This is a genomic window from Bradyrhizobium sp. YR681 (assembly GCF_000282615.1).
Classification (GTDB): Bacteria; Pseudomonadota; Alphaproteobacteria; order Rhizobiales; family Xanthobacteraceae; genus Bradyrhizobium.
In genome coordinates this window covers 78,627-105,459 of sequence record NZ_AKIY01000189.1, presented here as the reverse complement: position 1 = coordinate 105,459, position 26,833 = coordinate 78,627, and the positions used below count along the sequence as shown (strand labels likewise).

Genomic DNA, 26,833 nt, shown 5'->3' with positions numbered 1-26,833 from the left:
GTGAGTTTCCCTCTTTGAGCTACTTGGCCTCGATGCCGCACCAGCTCGCGGTGAACAGTGCGAGCGCCTTGGTGACCCGCTTCACCGAGGCGAGATCGACCCGTTCGTTGAAGCCGTGCGCGCCCTCCATCTTGGCGCCGAAGCAGAAGGCGGGAACGCCGAAGTCGAGGCCATAAAAGCGTGCGTCGGTCAGCGCGGTGGACGAGAAGCTGGTCAGCTTGCGGCCGAACACGTGCTCGTAGACCGGAGCCAGAACGGCTTCGCTCTCCTGAATGTCGGTCGCCTCGTAGCCCGGCGACAGGAAGCCTGACCAGACGATCTCCGGTGGGTTGTTGGCGAGGAACGGATGCGAGCGCGCCGCCTTGGCGACGAAATCCACGATCTCGGCCTGGGCGTCGGCGATCTTCCAGCCGGGCAGGACGCCGATGCGGCAATCGACATCGCACCAGGCAGGAACGCTGGAGGCCCAGTCACCGCCTTTGATGATACCGGGATTGAAGTTGAGCGGATGATCGACCGACTTGAACGAGGGATGCGTCTTGGCGCGCTCGTTCCACTCGGCTTCGAGACCTTCGAGCTTCTGGATCAGATGAATGGCAGCCTTGATCGCATTCGAACCGGTGCCGGCGCGCGCGACATGGACGGGTATCCCGCGCACTTTCAGGCGGAACCAGATCACCCCGACCTGGGCGCGCATCAGCTTCTCGTCGGTCGGCTCGGGCAGGATGCAGGCATCGGCGCGATAGCCGCGCTGGAGCGTCGAGAGCGCGCCGAGGCCGGTACTCTCCTCCTCGATCACCGATTGCAGGTGGATGCGGCCCTTGGGCTTGTAGCCCGCTTCCTTGATCGCATCGAGCGCATACAGCGCCGAGATGGTGCCGGACTTCATGTCGCCGGCGCCGCGGCCATAGAGCCAGCCGTCCTCGACCACCGGCTGGAACGGCGGCCGCTCCCACATGTCGAGCGGGCCCACCGGCACCACGTCGCAATGCCCCTGAAGGATCAGCGAGCGGCCCTCTTCCTTCCTGGGCCGAAAAGTGCCGACGACGGAGCGCGCGCGCGAAAAATCGGTCTCGACCGGACCGCAGCTTTGCGAACATGTCCTGGCAAGGGGCTTCCGCAGCGCGCGTGCTCGGAATGGCCGTGAACGCGATCGTGGTTTCGACCTGCCGATCGAAGGCCGCATCGACGGCGGCCTCGATGCGCTCGCGCGCGCCGGCTGGAAGGGGAACGCTGTCGGTCATGAACTCATCCTTGCTGTCGGAATTTTGCCGGCCGCGTTGGCAAAGCCCGGCTGGTCGAAGAAGTCGCGGCCCGGGATCGCATCGAGCAGATCGCGGGTGTAGGCGGCTTGCGGCGCCGTGAAGACGTCGGCGGTCGCGCCCTCTTCCACGATGCGGCCCTTCTGGAGCACGATGACGCGGTCGGCGATCTCGGCGGCGATGCGCAGATCGTGGGTAATGAAGACCATCGCGAGCTTCATCTCCTGACGGAGCTCGGCAAGCAGCGCCAGCACCTGGGCCTGCACGGAGACGTCGAGCGCGGAAACCGCCTCGTCGGCGATCAACACGCGGGGCTTCAGCGCCAGTGCCCGCGCGATGCAGATACGCTGGCGCTGGCCGCCGGAGAATTCGTGGGGGTAACGATCGGCGGCGACGGCGTTGAGGCCGACCCGCACCAGCAGCTTTTTCGCCTGCTCCATCGCCTCGCTGCGCGACGTACCATAGGCCATCGGGCCGCGCGCGATGGCGTCGCCGACCTTCTGGCGGGGATCGAGGCTGGCAAAGGGATCCTGGAACACGATCTGAAGCTGCTTGCGCGCCTGGCGCAGCGCCTCACCGCGCAACAGGCGCAGATCCTGGCCGTTGAAGCGGATGGCACCGCCGTCGGGCTCGGTCAGCCGCATGATCATGCGTCCGAGCGTCGATTTTCCGGAGCCGGACTCGCCGACGACGGCAAGCGTCTCGCCCTCATGTAACGTCAGCGAGATTCCGTCGGCGGCGACGACCTCGCGCGGCGGCTGTAACCAGCCACGCTTGACCCGGAATGTCTTCTGGAGTCCGACGACCTCCAGCAGCGACTCTGGCCGGATGGTCTTGTGACGGATGTCGTCGAGCCGCGCTTTCGGCACCGCGTCGATCAGCTCGCGGGTGTAGGCCTCCTTGGGACGGCGCAGGACTTCCTCAACCGTGCCCTGCTCCACCACCTTGCCGTGGCGCAGCACCACGACGCGGTCGGCAACGTCGGCGACGACGCCGAAATCATGGGTGATCAGTAGCACGCCCATGCCGCGGTCGCGGCGGAGATCGTCGATCAGGCGCAGGATCTGGCGTTGGGTGGTGACGTCGAGCGCGGTGGTCGGTTCGTCCGCAATCAACAGCGCCGGCCGGTTGGCCATCGCCATCGCGATCATGACACGCTGGCGCTGGCCGCCGGAGAGCTCGAACGGGTAGCTCCTTTCGAGCAATTGTGGATTGGGCAAGCCGACCTGGGTCAGGAGCTGCTGCACGCGCGCATGCACCTCGGCTGCCGACGGCGTCGGCTGCTGGTGGGAGAGGATCATCTCCTCAATCTGCTTGCCGACACGCTTGAGCGGGTTCAGTGACGACAGGGGCTCCTGAAAAATCATCGCAGCGCTGCCGCCGCGCAGGCGCCGCAGCGCGCGCCGGTCGAGCTTGGTCGGGTTCTGCCCCGCCACCATTACGGCGCCGGAGGCAACCGCAATGCTTTTCGGCAACAGCGACAGCACCGCATGCGCGATCATCGACTTGCCCGAGCCGGACTCGCCGACGAGGCAAACGGACTTCGTTCGGCTTGACGTCAAAAGAGACGTTCTCGACGGCGAACGGACGATCACCGCCTTCGGGCAGTGCGATCGAGAGATTCTCGACCGACAGCACCGGAGTCCTGGTCTGCATGGCGTCATTCATGACCGGCGCCTCGACACACGCGGGTTGAGGACGTCGGAGAGGCCCTCGCCGAACAGATTGATCGCAAGCACCGTGATGAGAATGGCAAGCCCCGGAAACACACTCATCCACCAGGCATTGCGGATGACGGTGCGCCCCGCCCCGATCATGAACCCCCACGACATCAGATTGGGATCGCCGAGACCCATGAAGGACAGCGCGCTTTCCAGCAGGATGGCGGTCGCGACCGTCAGCGATGTCACCACCAGGATCGGCGAGATCGCGTTGGGCAGGATGTGGCCGAGCACGATGCGCAAGGTGCCCTCGCCCTGGCACAGCGCGGCCTCGACGAATTCGCGATTGCGCAGGCGCAGGAACTCGGCGCGGGTGAGGCGCGCCAGCGGCGGCCAGCTCACTGCCCCGATGGTCAGGATGATCGTGAGCAGCGACGGGTTGAAGGTCGCAACCAGGAGGATCGCGAGCACGAAGGCCGGGATGGTCTGGAACAGTTCGGTCATCCGCATCAGCACCAGATCGACCTTGCCGCCGAAATAGCCTGATATCGCGCCAATCGTGACACCGATCACCATGGCGGCCATGGCCGAGGCGATGCCGATCACGAGCGACACACGGGCGCCATAGGCGACACCGGCCGCGACGTCGCGGCCAAGCGTGTCGCCGCCGAGCAGAAGACCATCCTCGCCGGGCGGCGTGAAGGGTGCGCTGACCATTTCCCAGGGCGAGACCGGGAACACGATGGGCGCGATGATCGCCACGACGACAACGATCAGCAGCACGACGAGGCCAACCATGCCCGAGGGATGACGCAGGAAGGCGCGAACCGCATCCATCACGCCGCTCCCGTGGTCATGCGGGGATCGATCAGCTTGTAGATCAGGTCGGTCAGGAGATTGAGCACGATGACCACGATCGACAGAATGAGAAAGATGCCGAGCAGCACCGGATAATCGCGCTGAAGCAGCGCATCGAAGGTGAGCCGTCCAAGGCCCGGCCAGGCGAACACGGTCTCAATCACCACGGCGCCGCCGACCAGCGCGCCGGCCTGCATGCCGGCCACGGTGACGACCGGCACCAGCGCGTTGCGCAGCATGTGGCCGACCACGATGCTCGGGCCGGACAGGCCCTTGGCACGCGCGGTCTTGATGAAATCCTGCTGGGCCACCTCGATGATGGAAGAGCGCATCAGCCGGGCATAGATCGCAAGATAAATTGCTGCCAGCGACGTCACCGGCATGATCATGTGTTTTGCGATGTCGAGTGCATGCGCGAGCGGCGAGAACTTGACGTTGATGGTTTCGTAGCCGAACGGCGGCAACCAGCCGAGCGTCACCGAGAAGACCAGCACGAGCATCAGCCCGAGCCAGAACACCGGCGTCGCATAGAGCACCAGCGACAGCACGGTGAAAACCGTGTCCAGCACACTGCCGGCAGCTAAGCCCGCGAGCGCGCCAAGGGTCGTGCCGATCAGCAACGCGAGGCAGAAGGCCGTCACCGTCAAAAGAAGCGTTGCCGGAAGGCGCTCGAGGATGAGATCGACCACCGCGCGGCGCTGGCGATAGGAATAGCCGAGGTCGAGCCTGATCACGCGGCCAAGATAGCTCGCGAGCTGCACCGCGTAGGGCTTGTCCAGCCCATATTCTTTCCGCAGATCCTCCAGCAGTTTGGGATCGGACGCGCCGGATTGCCCGGCCATGACCTGGGCGGGATCGCCGGGGGCGGCCCGCACCAGCACGAAGTTGAAAGTGGCGATGACGAGGATGACGGCGATGAGCTGGGCGATCCGGCTCAGCGTCATCAGCCCGATCATCGCCGCGCTGCCGAGACGGATCACGATTTGTAGACCGACCCGAAGGTTTCGTGCGAGCCGATGCCGGTCGACACGACGTTCTTGAACGCCTTGTCGTAGATGATGGGATATTCGAGCTCCAGCGTCCAGGCGACCGGCACGTCCTCGACCAGGATCGCTTGCACCTTGGAATAGAGCTCCTGGCGCTTGGCCTCGTCGAGCGTGACCGCGGCCTCGTCGAACAGCTTGTCCACCTCGGGGTTGGAATAACCTTCCGTGTTCGAGAACAGGATGCCCTTCTTGATGTTCGAGGAGACATAGGTGCGGGAAACGCCGAGCGCGGGATCGCCGAGCTGGTAGAGCAGATTCTGGGTCATCTCGTAGTCCCAGTTGCCGACCTTCTCGGCCCAGCCAGCCATGTCGGTGCCGACAAGGACGAGATCGATGCCAACACGGGCAAAGCTCTGACGGAAGAACTCGCCGGCGCGCTGATAGGATTCGCCGTAAGGCGGCACGACATATTTGATCTCGGCACGCTTGCCGTTGGCGTCGGGCTTCAGGCCCATCTCGTCGAGCAGCGCCTTGGCCTTATCGATCGAATAGTCGTAGCGCTTGACCTTGCCATCATAGAATTTCGTCTTGGACGAGATCGGGCCGGTTGCGACCTTGGCGTTGCCGAAATAGATGCGCTTGGCGAGCGCGTCGCGGTCGATCAGGTGCATCACGGCCTGGCGGAAGCGCTTGTCGTTCATCGGCGCGATGCGGTTGTTCATTTCGAGCCATTGATGCGGCGCGAAATATTCATAGCCCTTGGTGGTGACTTCGAGATTCTTCTGCGCCTTGAAGCGCTGCACGTCGAAGAACTCGACGTCGGTCCATTGCGCGAGCTGCACCGTTCCGTTCTCCAGCGCCAGCGCGCGCGAGGCCGAATCCGGGATGATGCGGTAGATGATCTCGTCGAGATAGGGCTGGTCCTTGAGGTAATAGCCCTCGTGCCTGACGAGATGCACATGCGAGCCGCGCACCCACTCCTTCAGCTTGAACGGGCCGGTGCCGATCGCCTTGTCGTTCAGCGGGTTCTTGCGAAAGTCGGTACCTTCATAGATGTGCTTGGGCAGGATCGGCGCCGAGGTGCAGTCGAAGCAGCCGAGGAACGGCGCAAAGGGCTGCTTGAGCTTGAACACGACGGTGAGCGGATCGGGCGCTTCGGCGGAGGCGACGCGTGCAAAATTCTGCCGCGCGCGCGGATGCGTCTCAGTCAACACCTTCATGCAGCTGAACACGACGTCCTCTGATGTCATCGGCTTGCCGTCGTGGAAGGTGATGTTGGGAAACAGCTTGAACGTATAGGTGAGGCCGTCGGGTGAAATCTCCCAGGACTGCGCCATGCCGGGCATCGGTTTGAGATCATCGCCGTATTTGAGAAGGCTCTCATAGATCTTGCCGCCGAGCGTCAGCGTCGGCTGCTGCTGGTTGAATGCGGTCACAAGCAGCGGCGGCTCGGGCTGGATGATGGTGTTGAGCGTTCCACCGCGGGTCTGGCCGGCTGCGCGCGTGATGCCGAAGGGGATGGCGGCGCCCGCGGCCAGCATGGCCTGGGTGAATTCGCGTCTGTTCATCGAGCTCTCCGTGGTCGCATATCGACGTGAGAAGGACTTTGCCAAGCGACGCATTCGGGTTCAGCGAATGTCGTGGGCGCGCGTATTGTTGCCAAACGCTCTGTCCCGCGCTACCTGATTGGGGACAATAACCATCGCGATCGGGCCATATCTGGCCCGGAAGATGCATAAGAGCCTTGCGAAAAGGACTTAAGCCGGGAGCTCACGACACGTGAAAATCGCAGCGCGGCGAAATGACACTGGTGAATTGCGCGTCGACCACAAGCAGGTGGGCCCTGCAAATGTCGCACGCTATGCCGGACAGCTTCAAAAGGTCGAGCGGCCGGTCGGCGCGATGACCGCAATCTATCCGAACGAAAGCACCAGCACGCGGCACGCGCATCGGCGCGATCAATTCATCCTGCAGATCGCGGGCGTGACGGCGATGATGACCGAGCGCGGCCATTTCGTGATCCCGCCCGGCCATGGCCTGTGGATTCCCGCCGGCGTCGTGCATCAGTCGCGCGCCTGGGGCGAGGTCGAGGCGCAGACGATCTACGTCACGCCGGATCGTGAGCAGAATGCCGCCGATACGTGCCGCCTGATCCGCGCCTCCTCGCTGGTCGAGGCGCTGATGGACGAAGCCGTGCGCATGCCGCAGACCTACGACCAGGATGGACGCGACGGCAAGCTGATCGAATTCCTGCTCACCGAGATCGCGCGTATGCCGGAGGTGACGCTACATGTGCAGATGCCGCCGGACCCGCGTCTTGCCGCCATCTGCAAGGCGGTGCTCGGCGATCCCTCCTCGGACCTCACGCTCGATGATTGGGCCGACAAATGCAGCCTTAGCCGGCGGACACTGACACGGCTGTTCCGCCGCGAGACCGGCCAGAGCTTCTCGGCTTGGCGCCAGCGCGTCCGCCTGCTGGAAGCGCTGGCGCGATTAGGTGCCGGCGAGGCCGTGACTTGCGTCGCGCTCGACGTCGGCTACGACAGCCCGAGCGCGTTCGCCGCGATGTTCAAGCGCGAACTGGGCGCGGCACCGCGGCACTATCTGCGCTGGACCGAGCGGGAGGTGGTGCTGCGTTAATTCAGCTGCGCGAGCTCGGCTTCGCGCAGCACGTCGAGCGGCGCCCACGGCTTGGCCCAGAATTTGGCGCCATCGGGCAGGGCTTGCATCAAGGGGCGGCCGGAGGTGACGACGACATCCAGCTTCGGATTCCGGTCCTTTGCGACATGGGCCAGTTCGACGCCGGTCATGCGGCCCGCGAGCTGCACGTCGGTCAGCATCAGGCATAGCGCGCCGGCATTTTTATCCAGCACACGCTCGGCCGCCTCGGCACTCTCACACTGGATAACCTGATAGCCACTCTCTTCCAGCAGCAGGCTGAGCATCTCCCGCTGCATGGCGTCGTCTTCAACGATGAGCGCTATTGCGGCGAATGGCGTTGATTGTCCCATCGACGGCTCCCAATGTTGCTGGCTTCTGTTCAAGTCCCGTAAGTTAAGGAGCGAATTCCCATACGGTTCGGTTCCATTCTGAAAAAATGTAAATCATAGTTCCCTGAACGGGGCTTGAGGGGGGAATCCATGACAGCGATTCGCGGCGCCGCCGCCATCACGGGAGCAGCGAGCGGCATCGGCCGCGCGCTGGCCATCGAGCTCGCCGGGCGCGGCTGCGATCTCGCGCTCGCCGATCGCGACGAGGCCGGGCTGCAAGCGCTGGCCAGGGAGATCGGACCCGCGCGAAAAGTCAGTGTGCATCGCGTCGATGTCAGCGACGCCGGCGACATCGCGCAATTCGCGGCTGATGCGATCGCGGCGCATCCGTCGCTCGGCATCGTCGTCAACAATGCCGGCGTGGCGCTGCTGGGCACGTTCGAGGAGATCGACCAGGCCGAGATGGAATGGCTGTTCGACATCAATTTCTGGGGCGTGGTGCATGGCACGCGCGCCTTCCTGCCGCATCTGAAGACGAGGCCGGAAGCCCACATCGTCAACGTCTCGTCGATCTTCGGCATCATCGCGCCGCCGGGACAATCGGCCTATGCGGCGGCCAAGTTCGCGGTGCGCGGCTTTTCCGAGAGCGTGCGGCATGAGCTCGCGGTGGCGGGCAGTCCGGTCAAACTGTCGGTGGTGCACCCCGGCGGCATCGCCACCGCGATCGCGCGCAACTCGCGCACCGGGGTCGGCGTCAACGACAATGCGCGCCGCTCGCAAATGATCGAGCGGTTCGAGACTGCGGCCCGGACCACGCCGAAGGACGCCGCACTGCGCATCATCAGGGGTATCGAGAAGAACGAGCCGCGCATCCTGATCGGCAACGACGCCCGCTTCATGGACCTGCTGCAGCGCTTCCGCCCGGGGACCTATTGGGCGCCGTTGCAGAGGAAGCTGGAGAAGATGGCGAAGGGGAAATGACTGTGACGCGATAGCGTTGCCTCGCCCTCCGATCTCGTAGGGTGGGCAAAGCGTAGCGTGCCCACGACTTCCGACAACGGATGGAATTGGTGGGCACGGCGCTTTGCGCCTTTGCCCACCCTACGAGACTGAGTACGAGGTCACTGCCCCGCCAGCCTATCGGCAAAATAGCCGATCGTCTTGCGATAGACCACTGCCCTGTTCCACTCCCGCATCGCCTCGAAATTGGCGGTGCCTTCGCCATAGGGCTGGCCCATCTTGAAACCGTTGCTGTGCAGCAGGTTCGCGGTCGAGGCGAGCACGTCGGGCACGCTGTGGCGAAGGTCGACATGGCCGTCACCGTCGAAATCGACGCCGTATTTGATGTAGGACGACGGCAGGAACTGGGTCTGGCCGATCTCGCCGGCAAAGGCGCCGATGAGGTCGCGCAGCGGCAGGTCGCCGCGCTGGACGATCTTGAGGGCTGCGAGCAGCTCGCCCTGGAACAGATCGGTGCGGCGGCAATCATGCGCGAGCGTCGCCAGCGTCCGGATCACCGGCATCTTGCCGATGTCGCCCTTGCCGAAATCGCTCTCCAGCCCCCAGATCGCAACCAGGATATAGCGCGGCACGCCGAACTGCTGCTCGATCCGCGAGAGCAGCCCGGCATGACGCTGGAGCAGCGCCTTGCCGCCATTGATGCGGCCCGGTCCGACGCGGGTCGAGACGTACTGCTCGAAACTCTTGTTGAAGGTGTAGCGCTGGCGCCGGTCGAAGGCGAGCACCGCGCCATCGGGGGTCACGCCGCTGAGCGCCGCATTGGTCGTGCTCGCCGAAACGCCGGCCGCCTGCGCTTCCGAGGCCATGGTGGCAACGAAGCTATTGAAGTCGCCGCCGCAGCGCGCTGCATGCGCCGAGCCGCCGGCCAGACAGACGACGAAGGCGGTGGCCAGGGCAAGTCTCGACATGTGGGAAAATCCTTTGGAAGGTGCGCGAAGCGGCGCGATCATGCCCGGGAACCGGATTCGCGTCAAAGCGGCAAAACCTCGCCTCGGCAGAACCGATCCCGCCGCGGATGCGACTAAAGAGCAGCGCTCGCCCCGTTCCAACCGATCGAGATGACCATGCCCAGTCATTGCCGGATGCTCGCTGCCCTCGCCGTGCTTTCCCTCCACGCCATCACCCCAGCCGCCGCGCAAACGCGCGATGTCGCCGGCAGCCGCGACTATCCCGGCATCGGCCGCTTCAGCGGCAGCATCGTCACCGGCTATGTGGTGAAGGATTTTGACGCGACGCGGATGCAGGCGGCTGCCTTCAAGGACGGCCAGCCCACCGATGCACGCCGGCTCGAAGGCCGCATCGTCCGCATCGCCTATCGCACCAATCCCGGCCCTTCGATCCTGGAGGTGTCGCGCAATTTCGAAACACAGCTTGCCAAAGCCGGCTTCGAGACGCTGCTGTCCTGCGACACCGATGCCTGCGGCGCCATTCCCTTCACCGAAAGCATCGACACGCTGCCGGTGCCGCAGATGTGGGTCGACGGCTTCAACTACCGCTATTTCTCTGGCCGCAAGAGCGAGGGCGGGCGCGAGACTTTTGCCAGCGTCATCGTCAGCCAGAACAACCAGGACATCACCGCGCAGGTTACCGTCGCGGAGCTTGGCGCGATCGCGAACAAGATGGTCGACTCCGCCGCGATGGCGAAGGGTCTTGGCGAGACCGGTCACATCGCGCTCTACGGCATCTATTTCGACACCGACAAGGCGGTGCTGAAGCCGGAGAGCCGCCCGACGTTGGAGCAGATCGCAAAGCTGCTTGCGAGCCAGCCGCAGCTCAACGTCTTCATCGTCGGCCACACCGACAGCCAGGGCGCGTATGAATACAATCTCGATCTGTCGAAGCGCCGCGCCGAAGCCGTTGCCGTCGAGCTGGTGAAGAATTTTCGCATCGCGCAGCCGCGGCTGCGCACCGCCGGCGTGGGATTGCTGGCTCCGGTCGGCTCGAATGCAACGGATGCCGGCCGCGCGCTGAACCGGCGCGTGGAGCTGGTGGCGCCGTAACTCCGATTCGTCATTCCGGCGCGCACATTGAAATGTGCACCGCGAAGATGGAACCCGAGCACGCACGAGATCACACTGTCCGCACGCAGACGGGAAGACGTGCAGCCCAACGCGTCTTCGTACAAGGCGCGCAACGCTCGCTGCATTGCAAGAGACGCGAATATGAACAAAGTGATTTGGCGATCCAAACAATTTGCTTCGATGCAAATCGAAAATCAGCGATCGTGATCGACGCATATCTGATCCGCACGCTGCGACATCGACGCGCCGGTGATTTGCCTTGCCATCGCGGAGCGAAGGTATTAGCCTTCTATTCTAGGTTGTCGCCCCGCCAGCCCCGGGCGACGCTGAAGACCAAAAATAAACGGCGGGCTTTGCGGCCCGCCGTTTATTGAGGCGAGGGTCCCATCAACGGACCACATCGGATTTTGCGAAGCGCTGGCCTTCTCCATCCTGCCCGAACCTCTCGCCAGCGGATCTCGTCGATCGATCGGGCAGCCCGTTCTGCCGCCGCAAGGGCCGCGGCTGACCACCAAAAACCCGCCAAAGTCATTTGACTATGGCGCCCTGATCGACGACAAGCCCGCCATGGCCAAAAAACCCGGAACCAATCCCAAGGGCGAATTCGCCTTTTTCAACGTCTTCTATGAGGACGGCTCCCAGCGCTCGAACCGGCGCGTGCCGTCGGAACTGCTCGGCGGCCTCGACGGCGACGAGCCGGCGCGCGGCTTCATCATGGAGCAGGACCGCGAGATCGCCGAAAAATCCGGCCGCCCGCCGCTGGCGATCAAGGACCTCGAACGGGTCGGCGCGAAGAAGAAGTAGGGCGACACAGGCGGGCGCTCACCAGCGCCCGCTCCGCTTGTTCCACGCAAACAGCAGATCGGCAAACCTGTCATAGGCGAACCGCGTGAACCGCAGCATCACACGGTTACCCAGCAGCACCGCAAGCCACCCCTCCCCCGGCGTCAGCCGCCACAGCGCAATCGCGACATCCGCGCCGACAATGAGCCGGCCGGCCTCATCGGTCGCATGCAGGCGCCGCCTGATGTCGTCGAGCGAGGCGCCGAACTGCGCCAGCGCATCAGGCTGCTCGTTGATGTCCTTGAATTCGATCTTGCCCGCACGCACCAGCGCCAGCAGCTTGTTGCGCTGCCAGTCGATGCCGGCGTCGCAGACGGGGCACCGGGTGTTGTACCAAACGGTGAGGTGGCGGGCGGACATTTACTGCGAGACGCCTTTTTGCCTCGATGTAGGCATGCTTCGACATCGAGATACAGCTAGCGGTGCCGATCCTTTTCCAAGAGATTCAGCGCCCATTCCACATAGCCACGCATTTCAGGCGAATGGTTGAAGAACGCCAAAAGCTGGACTCCTTGATGTTGCAACACCGGAATCGCGGCTCTCAGGAACTCCGCGTTTGGATCCCCGGCCAATGTTGAAACACCGATCACCAGTCCAAGCATTGTACCGACGTTAGGATTATCACCGACGCTAGATTTGATGATCGCTCGAAAGCTATTTCTAATTAGAAGATAGGCCGAATATGCAGTGCGCGAGACAGTCCAATCGACCTCTAACAAGTTGTCTCGAACGGCTCGGTTGTGCGCACGCGTTCGATCTTCGATCAGGTCGCTGTTATCGGCTAATTCGTCGAGTAGCGGCGCGCCAGGCTCCCTGATTTCCCTGAGCCGAACGTTATCTAGCGCGAATTCGTCTGAGCGCTGAACAAGCTCACGTCCTTCCTTGAACCCCATGATGAAGGCGCCATGCTGTCTAACGACATGCTGCAGAAGCGCATCAAGTTGCGGCTCAAGCGGCTCAGCTATTGTACCGCCCACGTTCTGCTCCCGATATGATTGGGCAAAACTCGCAAGGGCACTTCCGACGGACCAGATTGCCGTCACATTGGCAGTCGCAAGCTCTTCTTCTACGAGACTGGAATACTCCTCAACGACTCTCGCCAACTCCGGATAGCGATTAGCCGCTCGCTGGAAGGAGGCAACAAGCTGTGCAGCATCGCGGCGAAGAAGTCGATGCAGGCCATCCTGTCGCGCCACTTCTTCTTCAAGCGGCAAGCTTGCTACTTCCGTTAGTTTTCCGTCAACTGGTCGAAATTGTGGTCCAGGTCCCGCCGGAGGTTCAGCGGGCGGCATCTCAGTATCAGGCTCAGAAAATTCCAAGATGCCTGCCAGCGAAAGCTCGGAGATCAGATCGACCTTTTTGATGGCCCAATGCGTACGATGTTGCTCTGAGGCGCTGATTCCTAGGTTGTTTTGATGTTTCACAAGCTGATCAGGTTGAATAGCTGGAATATCTTGGTCCAGAGCGAACCAAATCTGCAATCTGTTAGGGAAAACATGAATGTCCCGAAGCCAACCAACCCGAGCCGAAGCGCCTACTGGCGCCTCGTACGCGAACAAGCACGGGATCTCTCTCAACTCTCGAAGGGCCCTGGCGTCGAGCGATCTAAACCTTTCTGCAATAGCCTCGTCAGTGTACTCGAGGAAACGCGATCGGGCGATCTCTTGAGGGGAAGACTCCCACTCGCCAGCTTTCGCTGACATGATGAGACTGTAGTGTGATTGGGTAAACTCTAAGGTGGATTCGTTTGCGGCGTAGACACCACGAGCGAGACGCGCAATCCGCCCCTCTTCCGCCAGCGAATTGAGACGCCCACGGATGGATGAGCGAGGGCTTGGATAGCCTTTTGTCTCGAAATACTCGTAGATTTCATCAATGGAGAACGGACGCGCTTCTTGGTCGAGTAGATTGAGGATCACTCTTTTGATCGTATACTGCTCAGCCAAGCTTAACAGTCTCCGGACCCGAGCGTCTGGCGTTTACAGATTGCCACCAAAACGCAATTAATCGACGAAAGAAAAGGCTCAATTTCGGATAGTGACTATTGCTACTACATTCTTGCTACAAGTGACCGAAACGCCGGTGCCCAAGGGCAAAGAAGATGCGACCAAAAAATAAACGGCGGGGTTTTTGGCCCGCCGTTCTCGTGTTTAGTTCTTGGATCAATTATCCAAAAAGCTCCGCAGCTTCCGGCTACGCGACGGGTGCTTCAGCTTCCGCAGCGCCTTTGCCTCGATCTGGCGAATACGCTCGCGCGTCACCGAGAACTGCTGGCCGACTTCTTCCAGCGTGTGGTCGGTGTTCATGCCGATGCCGAAGCGCATGCGCAGGACGCGCTCTTCGCGCGGGGTGAGCGAGGCGAGCACGCGCGTGGTGGTTTCGCGCAGGTTCGACTGGATCGCGGCGTCGATCGGGAGGATCGCGTTCTTGTCCTCGATGAAATCGCCGAGGTGTGAATCCTCTTCGTCACCGACGGGGGTTTCGAGCGAGAGCGGCTCTTTCGCGATCTTCAGGACCTTGCGGACCTTCTCCAGCGGCATGCCGAGCTTTTCCGCCAACTCCTCGGGAGTCGGCTCGCGGCCGATCTCGTTGAGCATCTGGCGGGACGTGCGCACGATCTTGTTGATCGTCTCGATCATGTGCACGGGGATGCGGATGGTGCGCGCCTGGTCCGCAATGCTGCGGGTGATCGCCTGCCGGATCCACCACGTCGCATAGGTCGAGAACTTGTAGCCGCGACGGTACTCGAACTTGTCGACCGCCTTCATCAGGCCGATATTGCCTTCCTGGATCAGGTCGAGGAACTGCAGGCCGCGGTTGGTGTACTTTTTCGCAATCGAGATCACGAGACGGAGGTTGGCTTCCACCATCTCCTTCTTGGCCTGGCGGGCTTCGCGCTCGCCCTTCTGCACGGAGTGCACGATCTTGCGGAACTCGATGATCTCGAGACCGGTGAGGGCCGCGAGCTGATGCACCTCGTGGCGAAGGTCCTTGATGCGGTCCTTCTCGTGGTGGACGAAATTCTTCCAGCCCTTGGCCGAGAGCTTCGAGACACGATTGAGCCAGCGCGGATCGAGCTCCGAGCCGGTGTAGTTGCGCAGAAAGTCCTCGCGCGCGACGCCGTGGCTGTCGGCGAGGCGCATCAGGCGGCCCTCATGCGAGACGAGGCGCTTGTTGATGTCGTAGAGCTGCTCGACGAGCGAGTCGATACGCGCCTGGTTGAGGCGCAGCGACTTCACCTCGACGATGATCTCGTCCTTGAGCTTGCGGTACTTGCGCTCCTGGTGCGGCGACAGCGAGGGCCCGTGCGAGGTGCTCTCGAGCTGGTTCTGGATGTCCTGCTCCTGAAGCTTGCGCAGCTTCTTGTAGCTCTCGGCGATCTTGTCGAAGATCTCGACGACCTTCGGCTTGAGCTCGGCCTCGATGGCCGCAAGCGACATCTGGTTCTCGAACTCGTCGTCCTCGTCCATGTCGGACTCGGCGGCGGCTTCGGCCGGATCCTTCTCGGCTTCGCCGGCATTGCCGGGCGCGGGTGCTGCGCGGAACGGGGTCGGCGACGGCGGGGCAGCCGGCGGCGCGACATGCGCGGGCGCACCGGCAGCGGCAGGCTGGTCGCCTTCGGCCGGTGCTTCGCCGTTCTCGCCGTTGGGACCGGCGATCATCGCATTGTTCATGCCGGCCTTGGCGTCGGGACCGGCATAGGTCGCTTCGAGATCGATGATGTCGCGAAGGAAGATCTTGCCTTCGTTGAGCTCGTCGCGCCAGATGATGATCGCCTGGAAGCTCAGCGGGCTTTCGCACAGGCCCGCGATCATGGCTTCGCGGCCGGCCTCGATGCGCTTGGCAATCGCGATTTCGCCTTCGCGGGACAAGAGCTCGACCGTGCCCATCTCGCGCAGATACATGCGCACGGGATCGTCGGTGCGTTCGCCCGGCTCGCTCTTCTTGACCTCGGTGACGGCCTTCTGGGTGACCTCGACAAGCTCGTTGTCGGTCTCGTCCTCGCCGCCCTCGTCCTTGTCCTCCTCGTCGCCGCTATCGTCGGCCTCGGTGACGTTGATGCCCATGTCCGAGAGCATGGACATGATGTCCTCGATCTGCTCAGGCGAGGTCTGGTCGGACGGCAAAACTTCGTTGAGCTGATCGAAGGTCACGAAGCCGCGCTTCTTGGCCTGCTTGATCATCTTCTTCACGGCCGCGTCGGACAGATCGAGCAACGGCGAGGGCGCGTCCTGGGAATCCTTCTCCGGAGCATCCGCTGCCTTGTCGTCTTTTTCCTTGTCCTTCGCCTGCAGCGTCTTTGCCTTGGTGGCCATCCATTGCTCCTAAACGCGTTTCAAACAGACGTTCGCCGCGCCTGCCTGAAATCACTTGAACCTGTTGCTCGCCGCTCTCGCTTCGTCAGCTCTCGACACGGAAAGGGCGGCGCGCACATCTCTCGCCACCCCCAACTTTCTCTCGCCGGATTTGCCTAACGCTTCGTGAGCCTCTTTGTCGCAGCGGATGCAGGTGTAGTGCCAACAGTGTTCGCGCGGATTCATTCCTGACGCGTCTGTTCTGCCTGCGGCCGCCCTGGGCCAAAGTGCTACAAGACCGTTAAGCCTCGATTAACCCTGTTTTTGCCGCCAAACCATGGATTTGGCGAGTCTTTTAGCGGTTCCGGCCCCGGCCGTCCGCATGATTCTTTCATCACACGCTCTTCTGGAACCGGCCCGACAGCTCGCCAAAACCCTCGATCAGGGCCTCGGTGCCGTCGACCTCGGCCAACCGAGCCTTCACGTCACGCAGCCACGCCAAATTCGCCTCGCTGGGGTCCTCCCCCAAGGCCAGCTCGGCGTCCTTCAGCTCTCTAAGTAGTGAATGGTACTGACGATGCAAGGCAACGAGCTGGTGCCAGGTGGAGAGAACGTCGTCCCGGGCGGCACCCTCGCGGGCCCCCCATACCGCCGCGGTGGTAATACCATTCTCAACCCTTTGAAGTAACGGAGTAAATCCGCCCTTCTCGAGATCGGAGCGCATCTTCTCGGCCTGCTCCTCGGGGTCCGGTGAGTGGTGATGGTCATTGGCGAAGGCGGCGATGATGGCGGCCCGGAGCTTGTGGACGTCGGAGTGGACGAACTCCAGCGCCGCCGCTTCTTCGAGGTGGTCATGCAGCAGCCACGGGTGGTTGATCAGGATTTGCAGGATCAGGGCCTCCCGGCGGGAGATGGCGCCGCGCTGGCCCTTCATGATCGGGCTGGACGCCAGTTGGGGGCTCGCCGCCTGGTAGGGGCCCGACGGAATCAGGGTGGGACCCGGGGCCCCTCGCCGCCCCTGGCCACCGAATCCCTGCCCCCCGAATCGATTCGCCTGCCCGCCGCCACGGGGCTGGAAGGAGCGGCCGGAATTGCCCTGGAAGCTGCCTTGGAAGCTGCCTTGGAAATTGCCCCTGCCGGAAAAGCCGCCGCGGCCGCCCTCGGGCGCGAAGGTGCGCCGAAGCCGTTCGACGAATTCGTCGCGATAATAGCGCCGCACCACCTCGTCGCGGATACCGTTCGTGAGCTCCTTGATGCGCGCTTCCAGCGCGGCGCGGCGCTCGGGCGTGGCAAAATTGCCGCCTTCGAGCTCGCGCGACCAGATCATGTCGGCGAGGGGCTTTGCCGCCGCGATCACGTCCTCGATCGCGCCGCGCCCGCCGGAGCGCACGAGATCGTCGGGGTCCTGCCCTTCCGGCAGCAGTGCGAAGCGCAGGCTCTTGCCGGGCGCGAGAAACGGCAAGGCAAGGTCCGCAGCACGATACGCCGCCTTCTGGCCGGCGCGGTCGCCATCGAAGCAGAGGATCGGCTCGTCCACCATCTTCCAGAGCAGTTGGAGCTGGTTTTCGGTGAGCGCGGTACCGAGCGGCGCGACGCTGCCTGCAAAGCCCGCGGTGACCATGGCGATGACGTCGACATAGCCTTCCACCACGACCAGCGATGCCCCGTCATGGGTAGCTTTGCGCGCGGTCTGGTGGTTGTAGAGATTGTCGCCCTTGTGAAAGAGCGGCGTCTCCGGCGAATTCAAATATTTGGCCGGAACGTCCTTCTCCAGCGCGCGCCCGCCGAAGGCGATGACGCGGCCGCGCAAATCGGTGATCGGAAACATCACGCGATCGCGGAAGCGGTCATAGGGCACGGGGATGTCGTCGCCGCCGATCAAGAGACCGGTCTCGACCATGTCCTCGACGGAAACGCCGAGCTTGCCGAGATGCTCCTTCAGTGCGAAGCGATCGGGCGAGGCATAGCCGAGGCGGAACTGCAATTGCGTCGCCGGCGAGATGGCGCGGTCGGCGAGATAGCCGCGCGCCTTGGCGCCGAGGCGCGAGGCCAGGGTCTCCGCAAAATACTTTGCGGCGAGGTCCATGACGTCATGCAGCGAGCGGCGCCGTTGCTCCTCGCGCGCGGCATTGGGCGTCACCGCCGGCAGCGCCAGCCCCGCCATGTTGGCGAGCCGCTCGACGGCTTCCGCGAACGGCAGGCCGTCGGTCTCCATCACGAAATTGATGATGTCGCCGTGCTTGCCCGAGGAGAAGTCGTGGTAAAAACCCTTCTGGTCGTTGACGTAGAAGGACGGCGTCTTCTCCTGCTGGAACGGCGACAGCCCCTTCCACTCCCGCCCCGCCTTCTTCAGCTTGACGCGCTTGCCCACGACTTCGGAGACCGAAAGCCGGGCACGCAGTTCGTCGAGGAATTGGGGCGTGAAGCGCATGGGATGTGTGTAGCGCGAACCAGGGTGAGTCGGGGCGAAGGATCAGGGATATAGGTGCGGCCGACCTAAAAGTCAGGTTTGTCAGGATTATACGCGCTGTTCACAGGCCTCTCCGGGTCCCGTCACCCTGAGGTGCCCGCCTCTTCGGCGGGCACCTCAGGGCGACGGCCCGGCCGGTAGCTGCATCGGGGCCGTTCATCCTTCGAGGCTCCCGGCGCGATGCTGCGCATCGCGCCACTCGCACCTCAGGATGACGGAACGGATGGGACCGGAATGACGGGAAAAGCTTGAACCCGGCCCGGTTCCACGCTTCCATACCCCCATGTTCAGGACCTTTCGGGGCGGCCAGAGCGGGGGCTGGCGCGTGACCTCGATTTCACCCGTGACGGGCGAGCCCCTGCCCTTCATGCCTGCGCTGTCGGTCACCGACAGCGAGGCCATCTCGTTGCCGCTGGTGCCCTCGCGCAACGCGTGGCGGCTGGTCGGCGTTGCCAGCAGCTTGCGCTACACCGAGCGCGCGGAGAAGCAACAGCTCGTCGCCGTGCAGGCCGGGCTCGGCCGGCTCGAGGCGACCTCCGCCGCGCTGATCCCGATCCGCAAGTCGCAGGCCTGGTGGGATCTGACCCAGGAAGAGCGCCGAAAAATCTTCGAGGACAGGTCGCACCACATCGCCAGCAGTCTGCGCTTTCTGCCCGCCATCGCCCGGCAACTCTATCACTGCCGCGACCTCGGCGGCCCCTTCGACTTCCTGACCTGGTTCGAATTCGCGCCCGCTGATGCCTCGCGGTTCGAGGAGCTGGTGGGGATGCTCAGGCGAACGGAAGAATGGACCTTTGTCGAGCACGAGGTCGACGTGCGTGTCGTGAAGGAGGTGCTGTCGGCCTAGTGATCGAGGAAGCGGCCTGACTCGATGCGCGGCAGATCGGTGACGGGCCAGTTATAGACGTAGGTCCATGCCTTCTCGGCAACACCGTCCGCGCGCGTCACGTCGATCAACTGGCGCAGATATTCGGTGGGCTCCGGAAAGCCGTCGCCGCAGGCCTCGTACATGTCGAGCTCGCCCAGCAGCTCGTCGGGCACACGGAGGCGAAAGAGCTCGCCGTGGACGATGTCGGAGGCGGTGTCCGACAGCAGCAGTCCCGGATAATGCTTCACGAGAACGAGCCGGCCGCGGCAGGTCGCTTCACCCAGGAATTCCGCATGGCCGGCCAGCAGCCGCGCCATCGGATGGTCGAAGCCACGCATCAGGGTGCCATAGACGAAGAGACGATCGGAGGTCATGGCGGCTCTATAAACTCACAACGCCGTCATTGCGAGGAGCCCGCGACAAAATTGCGAAGCAAGTTTGCGCTGGTGCGACGAACGTGGAGCAACGGCTCACGCCGCCTTCACCACCTCGTCGCTCACCACCACGAACTTCTTCAGCTCCATCCGGCCAAAGCTGGTCGAGAGCGCGACGTCGGCGGCGTCGCGGCCGGTGCCCATCAGGATGCGGCCCCTGCGCGGAATGTTGTGGCGGGCGTCGAAGGTGAACCATTTGCCCGAGAGCCAGACCTGAAACCAGCCGGAAAAATCCATCGGCGCCGGATCCGGCGGAATGCCGATGTCGCCCATATAGCCGGTGCAATAGCGCGCGGGGATGCCCATGCAGCGGCAGAAAGCGAGCGCCAGATGCGCGAAGTCGCGGCAGACGCCGGTCTTCTGCTCGTAGACATCATGCGCCGATTTCATGTGGTGCGCGTGCTCGTAGCCGAAGGTGACATGCTTGTGCACGAACTCGGTGATGGCGGCGACCCGTTTCCAGCCGGGCTCCGTCTTGGCGAACAGCGACCATGCGATGTCGGTGAGCTTGTCGGTCTCGCAATAGCGGCTCGGCATCAGATAGAGCATCAGCTCGTTCGGCAGTTGCTCGATCGGGAGCTGCTGCGCGGTCGGCATGACCTCGTCGGGCTGGCCGGTATCGCGAACCAGCGCGCGGCCCTTCAGCGTCACACCGCCGGCCGGCGCGACGAGGCGGCCGCACACATTGCCAAAGCTGTCATGATAGAAGCGGATGGGCACGTCGGGCTCCGCGACCACCGTCTCCTTGCCGATGATGTCGGCCTGCCGCGAGGGGTGGATGTTGAGCATGATCACCATCGGTGTCGGCTGCGCTGCCGCGTAGGTAATCTCGAAGCCGACCCTGATTTCCATCTATAAGACTTCTGCCTCCATCTCTTCGTCGCTCTGCTGGTCGTCCGAGACCACCCTGATATTCACGTCCATGGCTTCGAAGGCATCGCCGGAGCCGATATAGACGCCGTGCAGCGGTATCGCCTGGCGCGGATCGCGGGCGACCGCGACACGAATGAGATCGCGGGTGCCGACGATGCCGTTGGTCGGATCGAACTCGATCCAGCCCGCGCTTGGCAGATAGACCTGCACCCACGCATGCGTCGATCCACCGCCGACATGGCGCTGCTCGATATCCTCCGGCACGAAGATGTAGCCGGAGACAAATCGGGCAGCGATACCGAGATTGCGCAACGCCTCGATCATAAACAGCGCATAGTCCCGACAAGTTCCACTGCCCGACTGCAAAGTATCGAGCGGATGCTGGGTGCCTGGCTCATGGCGCTTGCGGTATTTGAACTGCTTGCGGATGCCGTGCGTGATGCGGGTCAGGATCTTGAAGGTCGGCGACGGCGCATCGTCATCGAGGAAGCCGCGCGCCCACTCCGCGATCTCGCCGTCGGGATCGGTGTATTGCGGCGTGATGTACTGGACGAGATCGGGGAATTCCTCGTCGTCGTAGACGAAGGGATAGAAGTAGGCGGGATCGTCCGGCGTGAGCGCGAATTCCTCCACCGGGTTGTGCTCGACGGTGACATGCCAGTCGAAGGTCAGCGTCTCCGCACGTTCGTCGAAATTGGCGATCGCGACCGAATTGCCGAACACGTCGTGAATCCAGTGCAGCGACATCGGCGTGGGCGAGATATCAAGCCTGGAGTCGAGCACGCGCAGATCGTGCCCGTCGCGCGGACGCAGCATGATCTTGTGTTCGCCGAACGCCACGGGGCGGTTGTAACGATATTCGGTCTTGTGATGAATCGTGAGCAGCGGCATCGTGAGACATCATGGTGGCTTTGGGCGGATCAATCTATAGCGATTCTGCCCAATTCTAGGGGTGACTGCTCTTTCCGTAGGCAATCTGGATGGCTTTAGACACAGCTAATGCGACCGATCAACTCCTCAGCGAAGGTGACATTCCACCAGTGCATGAGGTGAATGCGGCGGGGACATCGCCCTTTCTGCTCACCTCGGATCATTACGGGCGGATTTTGCCACGCGCGCTCGGCGATCTCGGGGTTGCCGAGACCGAGCTTGTCAGGCACATCGCCTGGGACATTGGCATTGCCGGCGTTGCCGAGCGGCTGGCGAAAATGCTCGACGCACACCTGATCGCGCAGCGCTATTCGCGGCTCGTGATCGACTGCAACCGCCCGCCGGGCGCCGTCAGCTCGATCCCCGTGATTTCCGAAGCGACGGCGATCCCGCGCAACGAGGGCCTTTCGGAGCATGAGCGCGAGGCGCGACGGCGCGAGATCTTCGAGCCATACCATCACCGCATCAACGGCGCGATCAACGAACGTTTGCACGACGAGCGGCCGACCGTGCTGGTGTCGCTGCACAGCTTCACGCCGGTTTATGCCGGCGTCGCGCGGCCCTGGCACATCGGCGCACTCTACAACCGCGACAAGGTGCTGCCGCAGCTGCTGCTGAAGCACTTGCGCGCCGAGAGCGATCTCGTCGTCGGCGACAACGAGCCCTATGCCGTGAACGACCTCACCGACTACACCATCCCCGTGCACGGCGAAGCCCGCGGCCTCGTCAACACCGGTATCGAGATCCGCCAGGATCTGATCGCCGACCAGTCCGGCCAGCAACAATGGGCCGAGCGGCTGGCAAGAATCTTTGCGGAGATCGAGGTGGAGCTGCGGGCACAGAGGCTGGTCGACTAACCGCCGCGCGTTGCAACGAACAGCGCCAGCGCGGCAAAAATCGCCGCGATACCCCACAGCACGTAAGCGATGCGGCCGTCGCCGCGGGCGTCGAGCGTTGCCTCGGCCGGGTTGTCGGGATTGACGCGAACCTCCACGGTGGCGCCGTCCTGATAGCGTGACATCAGCTTGCGCAGCATCTCATCGGAGGCCGACGGCGTTTCCGTTGCGACGCGCGCGCATTCGTTGGTGTAGCTGACGTTCTGATAGCGATAGGTATAGGTCACGCGCTTGCCGAACATCTCGACACCGCGGCGCTCGCCGGGCTCGCTGGCCTGGTGATATTCCTCGATGCCCGACAGCTTGATCGTGCCCGGCACCACCGGCCAGCGCGTCGCCATCGAGGCCTGCCGCTGCACCGCCCACGCCATCAGCGCGATGACGAGACCGAATGCGCCGAAGCCGACGACGAGCCCCGCAAGATCGGGCCGGGCCACATGATGGGCGAGGTATTGGTAACTCTGGTTGAGGCCGAAGGCCGAGCCGAAGACGATGGCGATCACAATGACCGAGCCGATCCGAGGCAGCCCCACAGGCCCTTGGGCAGATCACGCTCCAGCACCGCCTGCTCGGGATGGCGCGGATTGTAGTAGACGGTGACGATGCTGCCGGCCGGGTATTTCGCGAGCTTCTCGGCGACCTGGAAATTGCCGAGATCCTCGCCGATCGAGATGCGATTGCAGCGCAGCTTGCGACCGCCGACCGAATATTCGTAGGTGACGTTGGCGAAGTTGCGGCTCTCCATGCGATAGCCGCCTTCGCGCTCGTCATCGGACACCCTGACCTCGCGCAGTTCCGCGATTGACGTGACGACCTTGCCCGGCGTCTGCGGCCAGCTCCGCGCCTCGCGTGCCTGCCAGGTCTTGACGATCGCGGCGACCAGGATCAGCGCGAGCGGCGCAAGCAGCATCGCGTAGACCAGCGGAGGCAAATTCGGCACGGCAAAGTCCTTCGTCAGCGGCAATGCTTCCTTGGACGCACCGCTGCGGACGCAGGTTCAACCGCGCTATCGGCTCATTTGGCCCGGATCAGCGCCAGCCAGATGCCACCGCCGATCATGAAGCCGCCCGACACGCGCGACACCATGCGGGTGCGGCGCGCCGAGAAAAAGCCGCGGGCCTGGCCGGCAAGCAGCGCGTAGATCCCGTCCGTCAGGCCGGCAAGCACCATGAAGGTGATTCCGAGCACCAGGACCTGCGACAGGTGATCCTTGCTCATGTCCATGAATTGCGGAATGAACGCGCCGAAGAAAACCAGCAATTTCGGGTTCGACAACGCCACGACAAAGCCCTGCAAAAGGAAGCCGCCGCGAGGGGGAGGCGGTGGCGCGTCGGCGTCGACGCCCTCAACCGGAGAGCGGATCAGCTTGATGCCGAGCCAGACCAGATAGGCAGCGCCCGCAAAACGCACCCAGTTGAACCAATAGCCCATGGTCGCCATGAGCGAGGTGAGGCCCACCGCCAGGATGCCAATCACGATCAGCAGCCCCACCTGCACGCCGAGAATATTGGTCAGCGCCGCACGCGTGCCATGGCGCAGGCCGTTGGCGATGACGAGAGTCACGATCGGTCCCGGCAGCAGCGCCAGCGCAATGCAGGCGGCGACGAAGGCGAAATAGGCTTGCATGGACATCATGGGAGGGGCTCGGCTGAAAGCGGTTCGGGGACATTAATGCACGGCGAGGGCGGGAACGGAAGTCACGACCTTGTCTTGACACGCAACCATTTGGTTGCATATCATCGCCGCCATGGATGAGGTCTTCAAAGCGCTCGCCGACGCGTCACGACGGTCGCTGCTGGACAGGCTTCACGCCAGAAACGGCCAGACACTGAACGAGCTCTGCGAAGGCCTCGCGATGACGCGGCAGGCCGTGACAAAGCACCTTGTCATCCTCGAAGAAGCCAACCTAGTCACGACCATCAGGCATGGCCGCGAGAAGCTGCACTATCTCAATCCGGTGCCGATCCACCAGATCGGCGAACGCTGGATCAGGAAGTTCGAGCGCGGCAAGCTCGTCGCACTCGGCGAGTTGAAACGCCAGTTGGAGAAGCGCGATGAGTAAGCCGCAATTCGTCTACGTGACCTACATCGAGACCACGCCGGAAAAACTGTGGGAGGCGCTGACGTCGAGCCAATTCACCCGACAATACTGGTTCGGTGCGGAAGTGCGATCGGACTGGAAGGTCGGCTCGCCCTTCGCGCTGCTGCTGGATGGCGAGGTCACCGATTCCGGCGAGATCCTCGAGTCCGATCCGCCGCATCGCCTGTCCTACAGTTTCAAGCACCACAAGTTCGAGGAGCTGCGCGGCGAGCCGGTCTCACGCGTCATCTTCACGATCGAACCGTTCGGCGCGCTCGTGCGTTTGACCGTACTGCATGACGGTTTCGTCGAGGGCGGCAAGTATCTCGGCGCCGTCTCCAACGGCTGGCCGGCGATCCTGTCCCAGCTCAAGAGCCTGCTCGAGACCGGCAAGCCGCTCGGCATTCCCCGCGCAGCCCTCAACAAGGGATTCGACGCAAAATGAACCTCGATCAGTTCAAGCCACTCACCGTCTACACCATCTACATCGCCGCGACGCCGGAGAAGGTGTGGGAGGCGCTGACCTCGGCCGAATTCAGCCGGAAGTATTTCTTCGGCAACGCCGTGGAGGTCGAGCCGCGCCTCGGCGGCGCGTTCGTCGTGCGCACCCCCGACGGCGCACTGCACATCAGCGGCAAGGTGCTCGCGTACGATCCACCGCGAAAGCTCTCGGTCACGTTCAACGTCAACTGGCCAGACCTGATCGAGAAGCTCGGCCCGACCCTCGTCACCTACGAAATCGAGGAGGTCGGCGACGCGGTCCGGCTCACCATGAGCGAAGGCCATGACCGGCCACTGAGCGACGACATCCTTGCCGGCGGACGACAGGGCTGGCCCGCGATCCTGTCGAGCCTCAAGAGCGTGCTCGAGACCGGCAAGCCGCTGGCCGTGAAGATGGGCCCGCCGCAGCGGATGCTGGACGCGCTGAAGGCGATGGGGATCAAGACGCCATAGCGGTCGGAATTGGGCCCCTCAGTGTTTCTTCTTAGCTGGCGGCGGTTGAATCTCGTCGATCTTGCGGCGGCAATCCCCTTCGGACGCATGCGGGCCCGAGACGAAGGTCCCGCTGACCTTGATCGCGTACCAGCCTGACTCCACGCCGAGCCGGAGCGCTTCGTCTGTCTTGACGTGCCGTGGGGAGAGCGTTTGCATCAGGTGCTTTCGGTTGGCGTTCGATCTCGTATCGAACCGCAGTGGAATCTTTCGGGCATCGCGCCATGAACCTGCCGCGTCCGCCTCACCCGCTGGAATGGGCAATATGCGCGACGATTCGGCTCCGCCAGCGCGAGACATGAGCCGTTTCACGTCGCGCGGATCGTCGTGGCGCCGCATGTGCGCAGAGACGACCGCTCTTTCCGACATTGGCGCACCGTGCGCGCAATCGCTGCAATTAGCTATCGTTTTCTCGCCCGCGCCACGCATTTGAAGCGCCGGATGCCGTCTCCGGCCGAATAGGGCCGTCGCAGCCCCGTATTTGGCTGCTTCCTGGCCGTCGCGGCTTCGCTGTTACGCCACCGGCACCACCAGCCGCCGGTAAAGATGCCACGTCGCATGTCCGAGCACCGGCAGCGTCACGACCAGCCCGAGAAAATACGGCAGCGCCGAAACGATCAGCAGCACCACGATCACGGCGGCCCAGCCGATCATCGGCAGCGGACTTGTCACCACGGCGCGCACGCTCGTCACCATCGCCGTGACGAAATCGACCTCGCGGTCGAGCAGCAGCGGGAACGACACCACGGTCAGCGAGAACAAGATCAGCGACAGCGCCGCGCCGACCGCATTGCCGATCGCAAGGAACAGCAGGCCCTCATTGGTCGTCAGCACCACCGTCATGAATTCCTGGAGACTCGAGAACGAGGCATGCAGGCCGAGCAACAGCGCGATCAGGAGCCGCACCTGGTACATCCAGACCACGAACACGAACAGCGTGACGAAGGCCATCCAGCCGATCTCGCTGCGCGCGCGGATCGCCGACCAGATCGCGCCGAACGAGACGGGCTCGCCGCGCTCGCGCCGGCGGCTGACTTCGTACAGGCCGATCGCCACGAACGGTCCGATCAGCGCGAAGCCGGCGGCCAGGGGATAGACCAGATAGACCATGCCGAAAGCGGTGAGGCAGAGCATGATGGCGATGCCGCCGGCGGCGTAGAGCCCGCCGAAGCAAAGACCGTAGAGGGGCAGCGCCTGGAAATCGCGCAGGCCCTCGACCAGCGCCTCGGCGATGTCGGTCGCCACGACGGGACGCACCACCGGATCGACCTTGCCCGAAATGGACATCAGCTTCCTCCTCATCTGCCGGCGCGATCTTCGTCGCACGCGACCTCGATATTAGCGTCCTCCGTC

At 63.3% G+C, this 26,833-nt stretch carries 26 protein-coding genes and 2 pseudogenes; 9 read left to right on the top strand and 19 right to left on the bottom strand.

Features of this window, described 5'->3' with window-relative positions:
- Nucleotides 1-19: 19 nt before the first annotated feature.
- The 5 genes and pseudogenes from PMI42_RS16205 to PMI42_RS16185 form a co-directional block, all read right to left on the bottom strand.
- Nucleotides 20-1,244: pseudogene (locus PMI42_RS16205) on the bottom strand (ArgE/DapE family deacylase).
- Nucleotides 1,241-2,930 (bottom strand): annotated as a pseudogene (locus PMI42_RS16200) (dipeptide ABC transporter ATP-binding protein). Before PMI42_RS16200 ends, PMI42_RS16205 begins: the two co-directional pseudogenes overlap by 4 nt.
- Entirely contained in the window at nucleotides 2,927-3,760 is an 834-nt protein-coding gene (locus PMI42_RS16195; protein ID WP_008135919.1) for an ABC transporter permease, read from the bottom strand. The pseudogene PMI42_RS16200 and the gene PMI42_RS16195 overlap by 4 nt, the downstream one beginning before the upstream one ends.
- Nucleotides 3,760-4,761: an ABC transporter permease gene (locus PMI42_RS16190; RefSeq protein WP_008135917.1), complete on the bottom strand. Its 1,002-nt coding sequence runs from the start codon at nucleotides 4,759-4,761 to the stop codon at nucleotides 3,760-3,762. The genes PMI42_RS16195 and PMI42_RS16190 overlap by 1 nt, the downstream gene beginning before the upstream one ends.
- Nucleotides 4,758-6,335 carry an ABC transporter substrate-binding protein gene (locus PMI42_RS16185; protein WP_008135915.1) on the bottom strand — a complete coding sequence of 526 codons (1,578 nt, stop codon included), beginning with the start codon at nucleotides 6,333-6,335 and terminating at the stop codon, nucleotides 4,758-4,760. The genes PMI42_RS16190 and PMI42_RS16185 overlap by 4 nt, the downstream gene beginning before the upstream one ends.
- A 211-nt stretch (nucleotides 6,336-6,546) precedes the next feature.
- Between PMI42_RS16185 and PMI42_RS16180 the strand changes: the two genes are divergently transcribed.
- Nucleotides 6,547-7,407 (top strand): AraC family transcriptional regulator, encoded by an 861-nt coding sequence (locus PMI42_RS16180; protein WP_008135913.1) that lies wholly within the window; start codon nucleotides 6,547-6,549, stop codon nucleotides 7,405-7,407.
- Here PMI42_RS16180 and PMI42_RS16175 read toward each other — a convergent pair.
- Nucleotides 7,404-7,778 carry a response regulator gene (locus tag PMI42_RS16175; protein WP_008135911.1) on the bottom strand — a complete coding sequence of 125 codons (375 nt, stop codon included), beginning with the start codon at nucleotides 7,776-7,778 and terminating at the stop codon, nucleotides 7,404-7,406. The genes PMI42_RS16180 and PMI42_RS16175 overlap by 4 nt on opposite strands.
- Before the next feature lie 129 nt (nucleotides 7,779-7,907).
- Here PMI42_RS16175 and PMI42_RS16170 point away from each other — a divergent pair, with 129 nt between their 5' ends.
- The gene (locus tag PMI42_RS16170; RefSeq protein WP_008135909.1) at nucleotides 7,908-8,738 is read left to right on the top strand and encodes an SDR family NAD(P)-dependent oxidoreductase; all 831 of its coding nucleotides are present in this window, start codon (nucleotides 7,908-7,910) and stop codon (nucleotides 8,736-8,738) included.
- 140 nt (nucleotides 8,739-8,878) lie between these two features.
- Here PMI42_RS16170 and PMI42_RS16165 read toward each other — a convergent pair whose 3' ends face one another.
- Complete coding sequence (locus PMI42_RS16165) at nucleotides 8,879-9,685, bottom strand: lytic murein transglycosylase (protein WP_008135907.1); 807 nt, start codon at nucleotides 9,683-9,685, stop codon at nucleotides 8,879-8,881.
- Between the two features lie 156 nt (nucleotides 9,686-9,841).
- Here PMI42_RS16165 and PMI42_RS16160 point away from each other — a divergent pair, with 156 nt between their 5' ends.
- Nucleotides 9,842-10,777, top strand: a complete 936-nt coding sequence (locus tag PMI42_RS16160) for an OmpA family protein (protein ID WP_008135906.1) — start codon at nucleotides 9,842-9,844, stop codon at nucleotides 10,775-10,777.
- Between the two features lie 588 nt (nucleotides 10,778-11,365).
- Nucleotides 11,366-11,602 carry a hypothetical protein gene (locus tag PMI42_RS16155; RefSeq protein ID WP_008135904.1) on the top strand — a complete coding sequence of 79 codons (237 nt, stop codon included), beginning with the start codon at nucleotides 11,366-11,368 and terminating at the stop codon, nucleotides 11,600-11,602.
- A gap of 18 nt (nucleotides 11,603-11,620) precedes the next feature.
- On the opposite strand, the gene PMI42_RS16150 is transcribed toward PMI42_RS16155, so the two are convergent.
- The 4 genes from PMI42_RS16150 to dnaG form a co-directional block, all read right to left on the bottom strand.
- Nucleotides 11,621-12,001, bottom strand: a complete 381-nt coding sequence (locus tag PMI42_RS16150; RefSeq protein ID WP_008135902.1) for a thiol-disulfide oxidoreductase DCC family protein — start codon at nucleotides 11,999-12,001, stop codon at nucleotides 11,621-11,623.
- A 56-nt stretch (nucleotides 12,002-12,057) separates the two neighbouring features.
- Nucleotides 12,058-13,587, bottom strand: a complete 1,530-nt coding sequence (locus PMI42_RS39210; RefSeq protein WP_008135900.1) for a hypothetical protein — start codon at nucleotides 13,585-13,587, stop codon at nucleotides 12,058-12,060.
- Between the two features lie 216 nt (nucleotides 13,588-13,803).
- A complete protein-coding gene (gene rpoD / locus PMI42_RS16140; RefSeq protein ID WP_008135898.1) occupies nucleotides 13,804-15,957 on the bottom strand; it encodes an RNA polymerase sigma factor RpoD in 2,154 nt (717 codons plus the stop codon).
- A 373-nt stretch (nucleotides 15,958-16,330) separates the two neighbouring features.
- Nucleotides 16,331-18,367, bottom strand: a complete 2,037-nt coding sequence (gene dnaG / locus PMI42_RS16135) for a DNA primase (protein WP_008135896.1) — start codon at nucleotides 18,365-18,367, stop codon at nucleotides 16,331-16,333.
- Nucleotides 18,368-18,689: 322 nt separating this feature from the next.
- Here dnaG and PMI42_RS16130 point away from each other — a divergent pair, with 322 nt between their 5' ends.
- Nucleotides 18,690-19,253: a chlorite dismutase family protein gene (locus tag PMI42_RS16130; RefSeq protein WP_008135895.1), complete on the top strand. Its 564-nt coding sequence runs from the start codon at nucleotides 18,690-18,692 to the stop codon at nucleotides 19,251-19,253.
- Here PMI42_RS16130 and PMI42_RS16125 read toward each other — a convergent pair.
- The 3 genes from PMI42_RS16125 to PMI42_RS16115 all read right to left on the bottom strand — a co-directional run bounded on the left by PMI42_RS16125 (nucleotide 19,250) and on the right by PMI42_RS16115 (nucleotide 21,472).
- On the bottom strand, nucleotides 19,250-19,648 hold the full coding sequence (locus PMI42_RS16125) for a gamma-glutamylcyclotransferase family protein (RefSeq protein ID WP_008135894.1): 399 nt from the start codon (nucleotides 19,646-19,648) through the stop codon (nucleotides 19,250-19,252). The genes PMI42_RS16130 and PMI42_RS16125 overlap by 4 nt on opposite strands.
- Before the next feature lie 96 nt (nucleotides 19,649-19,744).
- The gene (locus PMI42_RS16120; RefSeq protein ID WP_008135891.1) at nucleotides 19,745-20,560 is read right to left on the bottom strand and encodes a transglutaminase-like domain-containing protein; all 816 of its coding nucleotides are present in this window, start codon (nucleotides 20,558-20,560) and stop codon (nucleotides 19,745-19,747) included.
- Nucleotides 20,561-21,472, bottom strand: coding sequence for a transglutaminase family protein (locus PMI42_RS16115; RefSeq protein ID WP_008135889.1), 912 nt, complete (start codon nucleotides 21,470-21,472; stop codon nucleotides 20,561-20,563).
- Between the two features lie 89 nt (nucleotides 21,473-21,561).
- On the opposite strand from PMI42_RS16115, the gene PMI42_RS16110 reads away from it, so the two are divergent.
- Nucleotides 21,562-22,368: an N-formylglutamate amidohydrolase gene (locus PMI42_RS16110; protein ID WP_008135888.1), complete on the top strand. Its 807-nt coding sequence runs from the start codon at nucleotides 21,562-21,564 to the stop codon at nucleotides 22,366-22,368.
- On the opposite strand, the gene PMI42_RS40490 is transcribed toward PMI42_RS16110, so the two are convergent.
- The 3 genes from PMI42_RS40490 to PMI42_RS16100 all read right to left on the bottom strand — a co-directional run bounded on the left by PMI42_RS40490 (nucleotide 22,365) and on the right by PMI42_RS16100 (nucleotide 24,039).
- On the bottom strand, nucleotides 22,365-22,910 hold the full coding sequence (locus tag PMI42_RS40490) for a DUF3592 domain-containing protein (protein ID WP_008135887.1): 546 nt from the start codon (nucleotides 22,908-22,910) through the stop codon (nucleotides 22,365-22,367). The genes PMI42_RS16110 and PMI42_RS40490 overlap by 4 nt on opposite strands.
- Nucleotides 22,907-23,347 (bottom strand): DUF3592 domain-containing protein, encoded by a 441-nt coding sequence (locus tag PMI42_RS40485; protein ID WP_240535248.1) that lies wholly within the window; start codon nucleotides 23,345-23,347, stop codon nucleotides 22,907-22,909. The genes PMI42_RS40490 and PMI42_RS40485 overlap by 4 nt, the downstream gene beginning before the upstream one ends.
- Before the next feature lie 74 nt (nucleotides 23,348-23,421).
- Complete coding sequence (locus PMI42_RS16100) at nucleotides 23,422-24,039, bottom strand: LysE family translocator (protein ID WP_035965846.1); 618 nt, start codon at nucleotides 24,037-24,039, stop codon at nucleotides 23,422-23,424.
- A gap of 115 nt (nucleotides 24,040-24,154) precedes the next feature.
- On the opposite strand from PMI42_RS16100, the gene PMI42_RS16095 reads away from it, so the two are divergent.
- The 3 genes from PMI42_RS16095 to PMI42_RS16085 are packed head-to-tail and all read left to right on the top strand — an operon-like array spanning nucleotide 24,155 to nucleotide 25,441.
- Nucleotides 24,155-24,469 carry an ArsR/SmtB family transcription factor gene (locus PMI42_RS16095; RefSeq protein WP_008135884.1) on the top strand — a complete coding sequence of 105 codons (315 nt, stop codon included), beginning with the start codon at nucleotides 24,155-24,157 and terminating at the stop codon, nucleotides 24,467-24,469.
- Nucleotides 24,462-24,932, top strand: a complete 471-nt coding sequence (locus PMI42_RS16090) for an SRPBCC family protein (RefSeq protein ID WP_008135883.1) — start codon at nucleotides 24,462-24,464, stop codon at nucleotides 24,930-24,932. Before PMI42_RS16095 ends, PMI42_RS16090 begins: the two co-directional genes overlap by 8 nt.
- Nucleotides 24,929-25,441, top strand: a complete 513-nt coding sequence (locus PMI42_RS16085) for an SRPBCC family protein (protein WP_008135882.1) — start codon at nucleotides 24,929-24,931, stop codon at nucleotides 25,439-25,441. Before PMI42_RS16090 ends, PMI42_RS16085 begins: the two co-directional genes overlap by 4 nt.
- Before the next feature lie 18 nt (nucleotides 25,442-25,459).
- Here PMI42_RS16085 and PMI42_RS16080 read toward each other — a convergent pair whose 3' ends face one another.
- Together PMI42_RS16080 and PMI42_RS16075 are read right to left on the bottom strand one after the other, a co-directional pair.
- Nucleotides 25,460-25,639 carry a hypothetical protein gene (locus tag PMI42_RS16080; RefSeq protein WP_008135881.1) on the bottom strand — a complete coding sequence of 60 codons (180 nt, stop codon included), beginning with the start codon at nucleotides 25,637-25,639 and terminating at the stop codon, nucleotides 25,460-25,462.
- Between the two features lie 354 nt (nucleotides 25,640-25,993).
- Nucleotides 25,994-26,767, bottom strand: coding sequence for a DUF2189 domain-containing protein (locus PMI42_RS16075; RefSeq protein ID WP_008135880.1), 774 nt, complete (start codon nucleotides 26,765-26,767; stop codon nucleotides 25,994-25,996).
- Between the last annotated feature and the right edge of the window lie 66 nt (nucleotides 26,768-26,833).

Coding starts and splice junctions, on each gene's coding strand:
- PMI42_RS16195 (WP_008135919.1), bottom strand. CDS start 3,760: ATGGATGCGGTTCGCGCCTTCCTGCGTCATCCCTCGGGCATGGTTGGC.
- PMI42_RS16185 (WP_008135915.1), bottom strand. CDS start 6,335: ATGAACAGACGCGAATTCACCCAGGCCATGCTGGCCGCGGGCGCCGCC.
- PMI42_RS16175 (WP_008135911.1), bottom strand. CDS start 7,778: ATGGGACAATCAACGCCATTCGCCGCAATAGCGCTCATCGTTGAAGAC.
- PMI42_RS16170 (WP_008135909.1), top strand. CDS start 7,908: ATGACAGCGATTCGCGGCGCCGCCGCCATCACGGGAGCAGCGAGCGGC.
- PMI42_RS16165 (WP_008135907.1), bottom strand. CDS start 9,685: ATGTCGAGACTTGCCCTGGCCACCGCCTTCGTCGTCTGTCTGGCCGGC.
- PMI42_RS16160 (WP_008135906.1), top strand. CDS start 9,842: ATGCCCAGTCATTGCCGGATGCTCGCTGCCCTCGCCGTGCTTTCCCTC.
- PMI42_RS16155 (WP_008135904.1), top strand. CDS start 11,366: ATGGCCAAAAAACCCGGAACCAATCCCAAGGGCGAATTCGCCTTTTTC.
- PMI42_RS16150 (WP_008135902.1), bottom strand. CDS start 12,001: ATGTCCGCCCGCCACCTCACCGTTTGGTACAACACCCGGTGCCCCGTC.
- rpoD (WP_008135898.1), bottom strand. CDS start 15,957: ATGGCCACCAAGGCAAAGACGCTGCAGGCGAAGGACAAGGAAAAAGAC.
- dnaG (WP_008135896.1), bottom strand. CDS start 18,367: ATGCGCTTCACGCCCCAATTCCTCGACGAACTGCGTGCCCGGCTTTCG.
- PMI42_RS16130 (WP_008135895.1), top strand. CDS start 18,690: ATGTTCAGGACCTTTCGGGGCGGCCAGAGCGGGGGCTGGCGCGTGACC.
- PMI42_RS16125 (WP_008135894.1), bottom strand. CDS start 19,648: ATGACCTCCGATCGTCTCTTCGTCTATGGCACCCTGATGCGTGGCTTC.
- PMI42_RS16120 (WP_008135891.1), bottom strand. CDS start 20,560: ATGGAAATCAGGGTCGGCTTCGAGATTACCTACGCGGCAGCGCAGCCG.
- PMI42_RS16115 (WP_008135889.1), bottom strand. CDS start 21,472: ATGCCGCTGCTCACGATTCATCACAAGACCGAATATCGTTACAACCGC.
- PMI42_RS16110 (WP_008135888.1), top strand. CDS start 21,562: ATGGCTTTAGACACAGCTAATGCGACCGATCAACTCCTCAGCGAAGGT.
- PMI42_RS16100 (WP_035965846.1), bottom strand. CDS start 24,039: ATGTCCATGCAAGCCTATTTCGCCTTCGTCGCCGCCTGCATTGCGCTG.
- PMI42_RS16095 (WP_008135884.1), top strand. CDS start 24,155: ATGGATGAGGTCTTCAAAGCGCTCGCCGACGCGTCACGACGGTCGCTG.
- PMI42_RS16090 (WP_008135883.1), top strand. CDS start 24,462: ATGAGTAAGCCGCAATTCGTCTACGTGACCTACATCGAGACCACGCCG.
- PMI42_RS16085 (WP_008135882.1), top strand. CDS start 24,929: ATGAACCTCGATCAGTTCAAGCCACTCACCGTCTACACCATCTACATC.
- PMI42_RS16080 (WP_008135881.1), bottom strand. CDS start 25,639: ATGCAAACGCTCTCCCCACGGCACGTCAAGACAGACGAAGCGCTCCGG.
- PMI42_RS16075 (WP_008135880.1), bottom strand. CDS start 26,767: ATGTCCATTTCGGGCAAGGTCGATCCGGTGGTGCGTCCCGTCGTGGCG.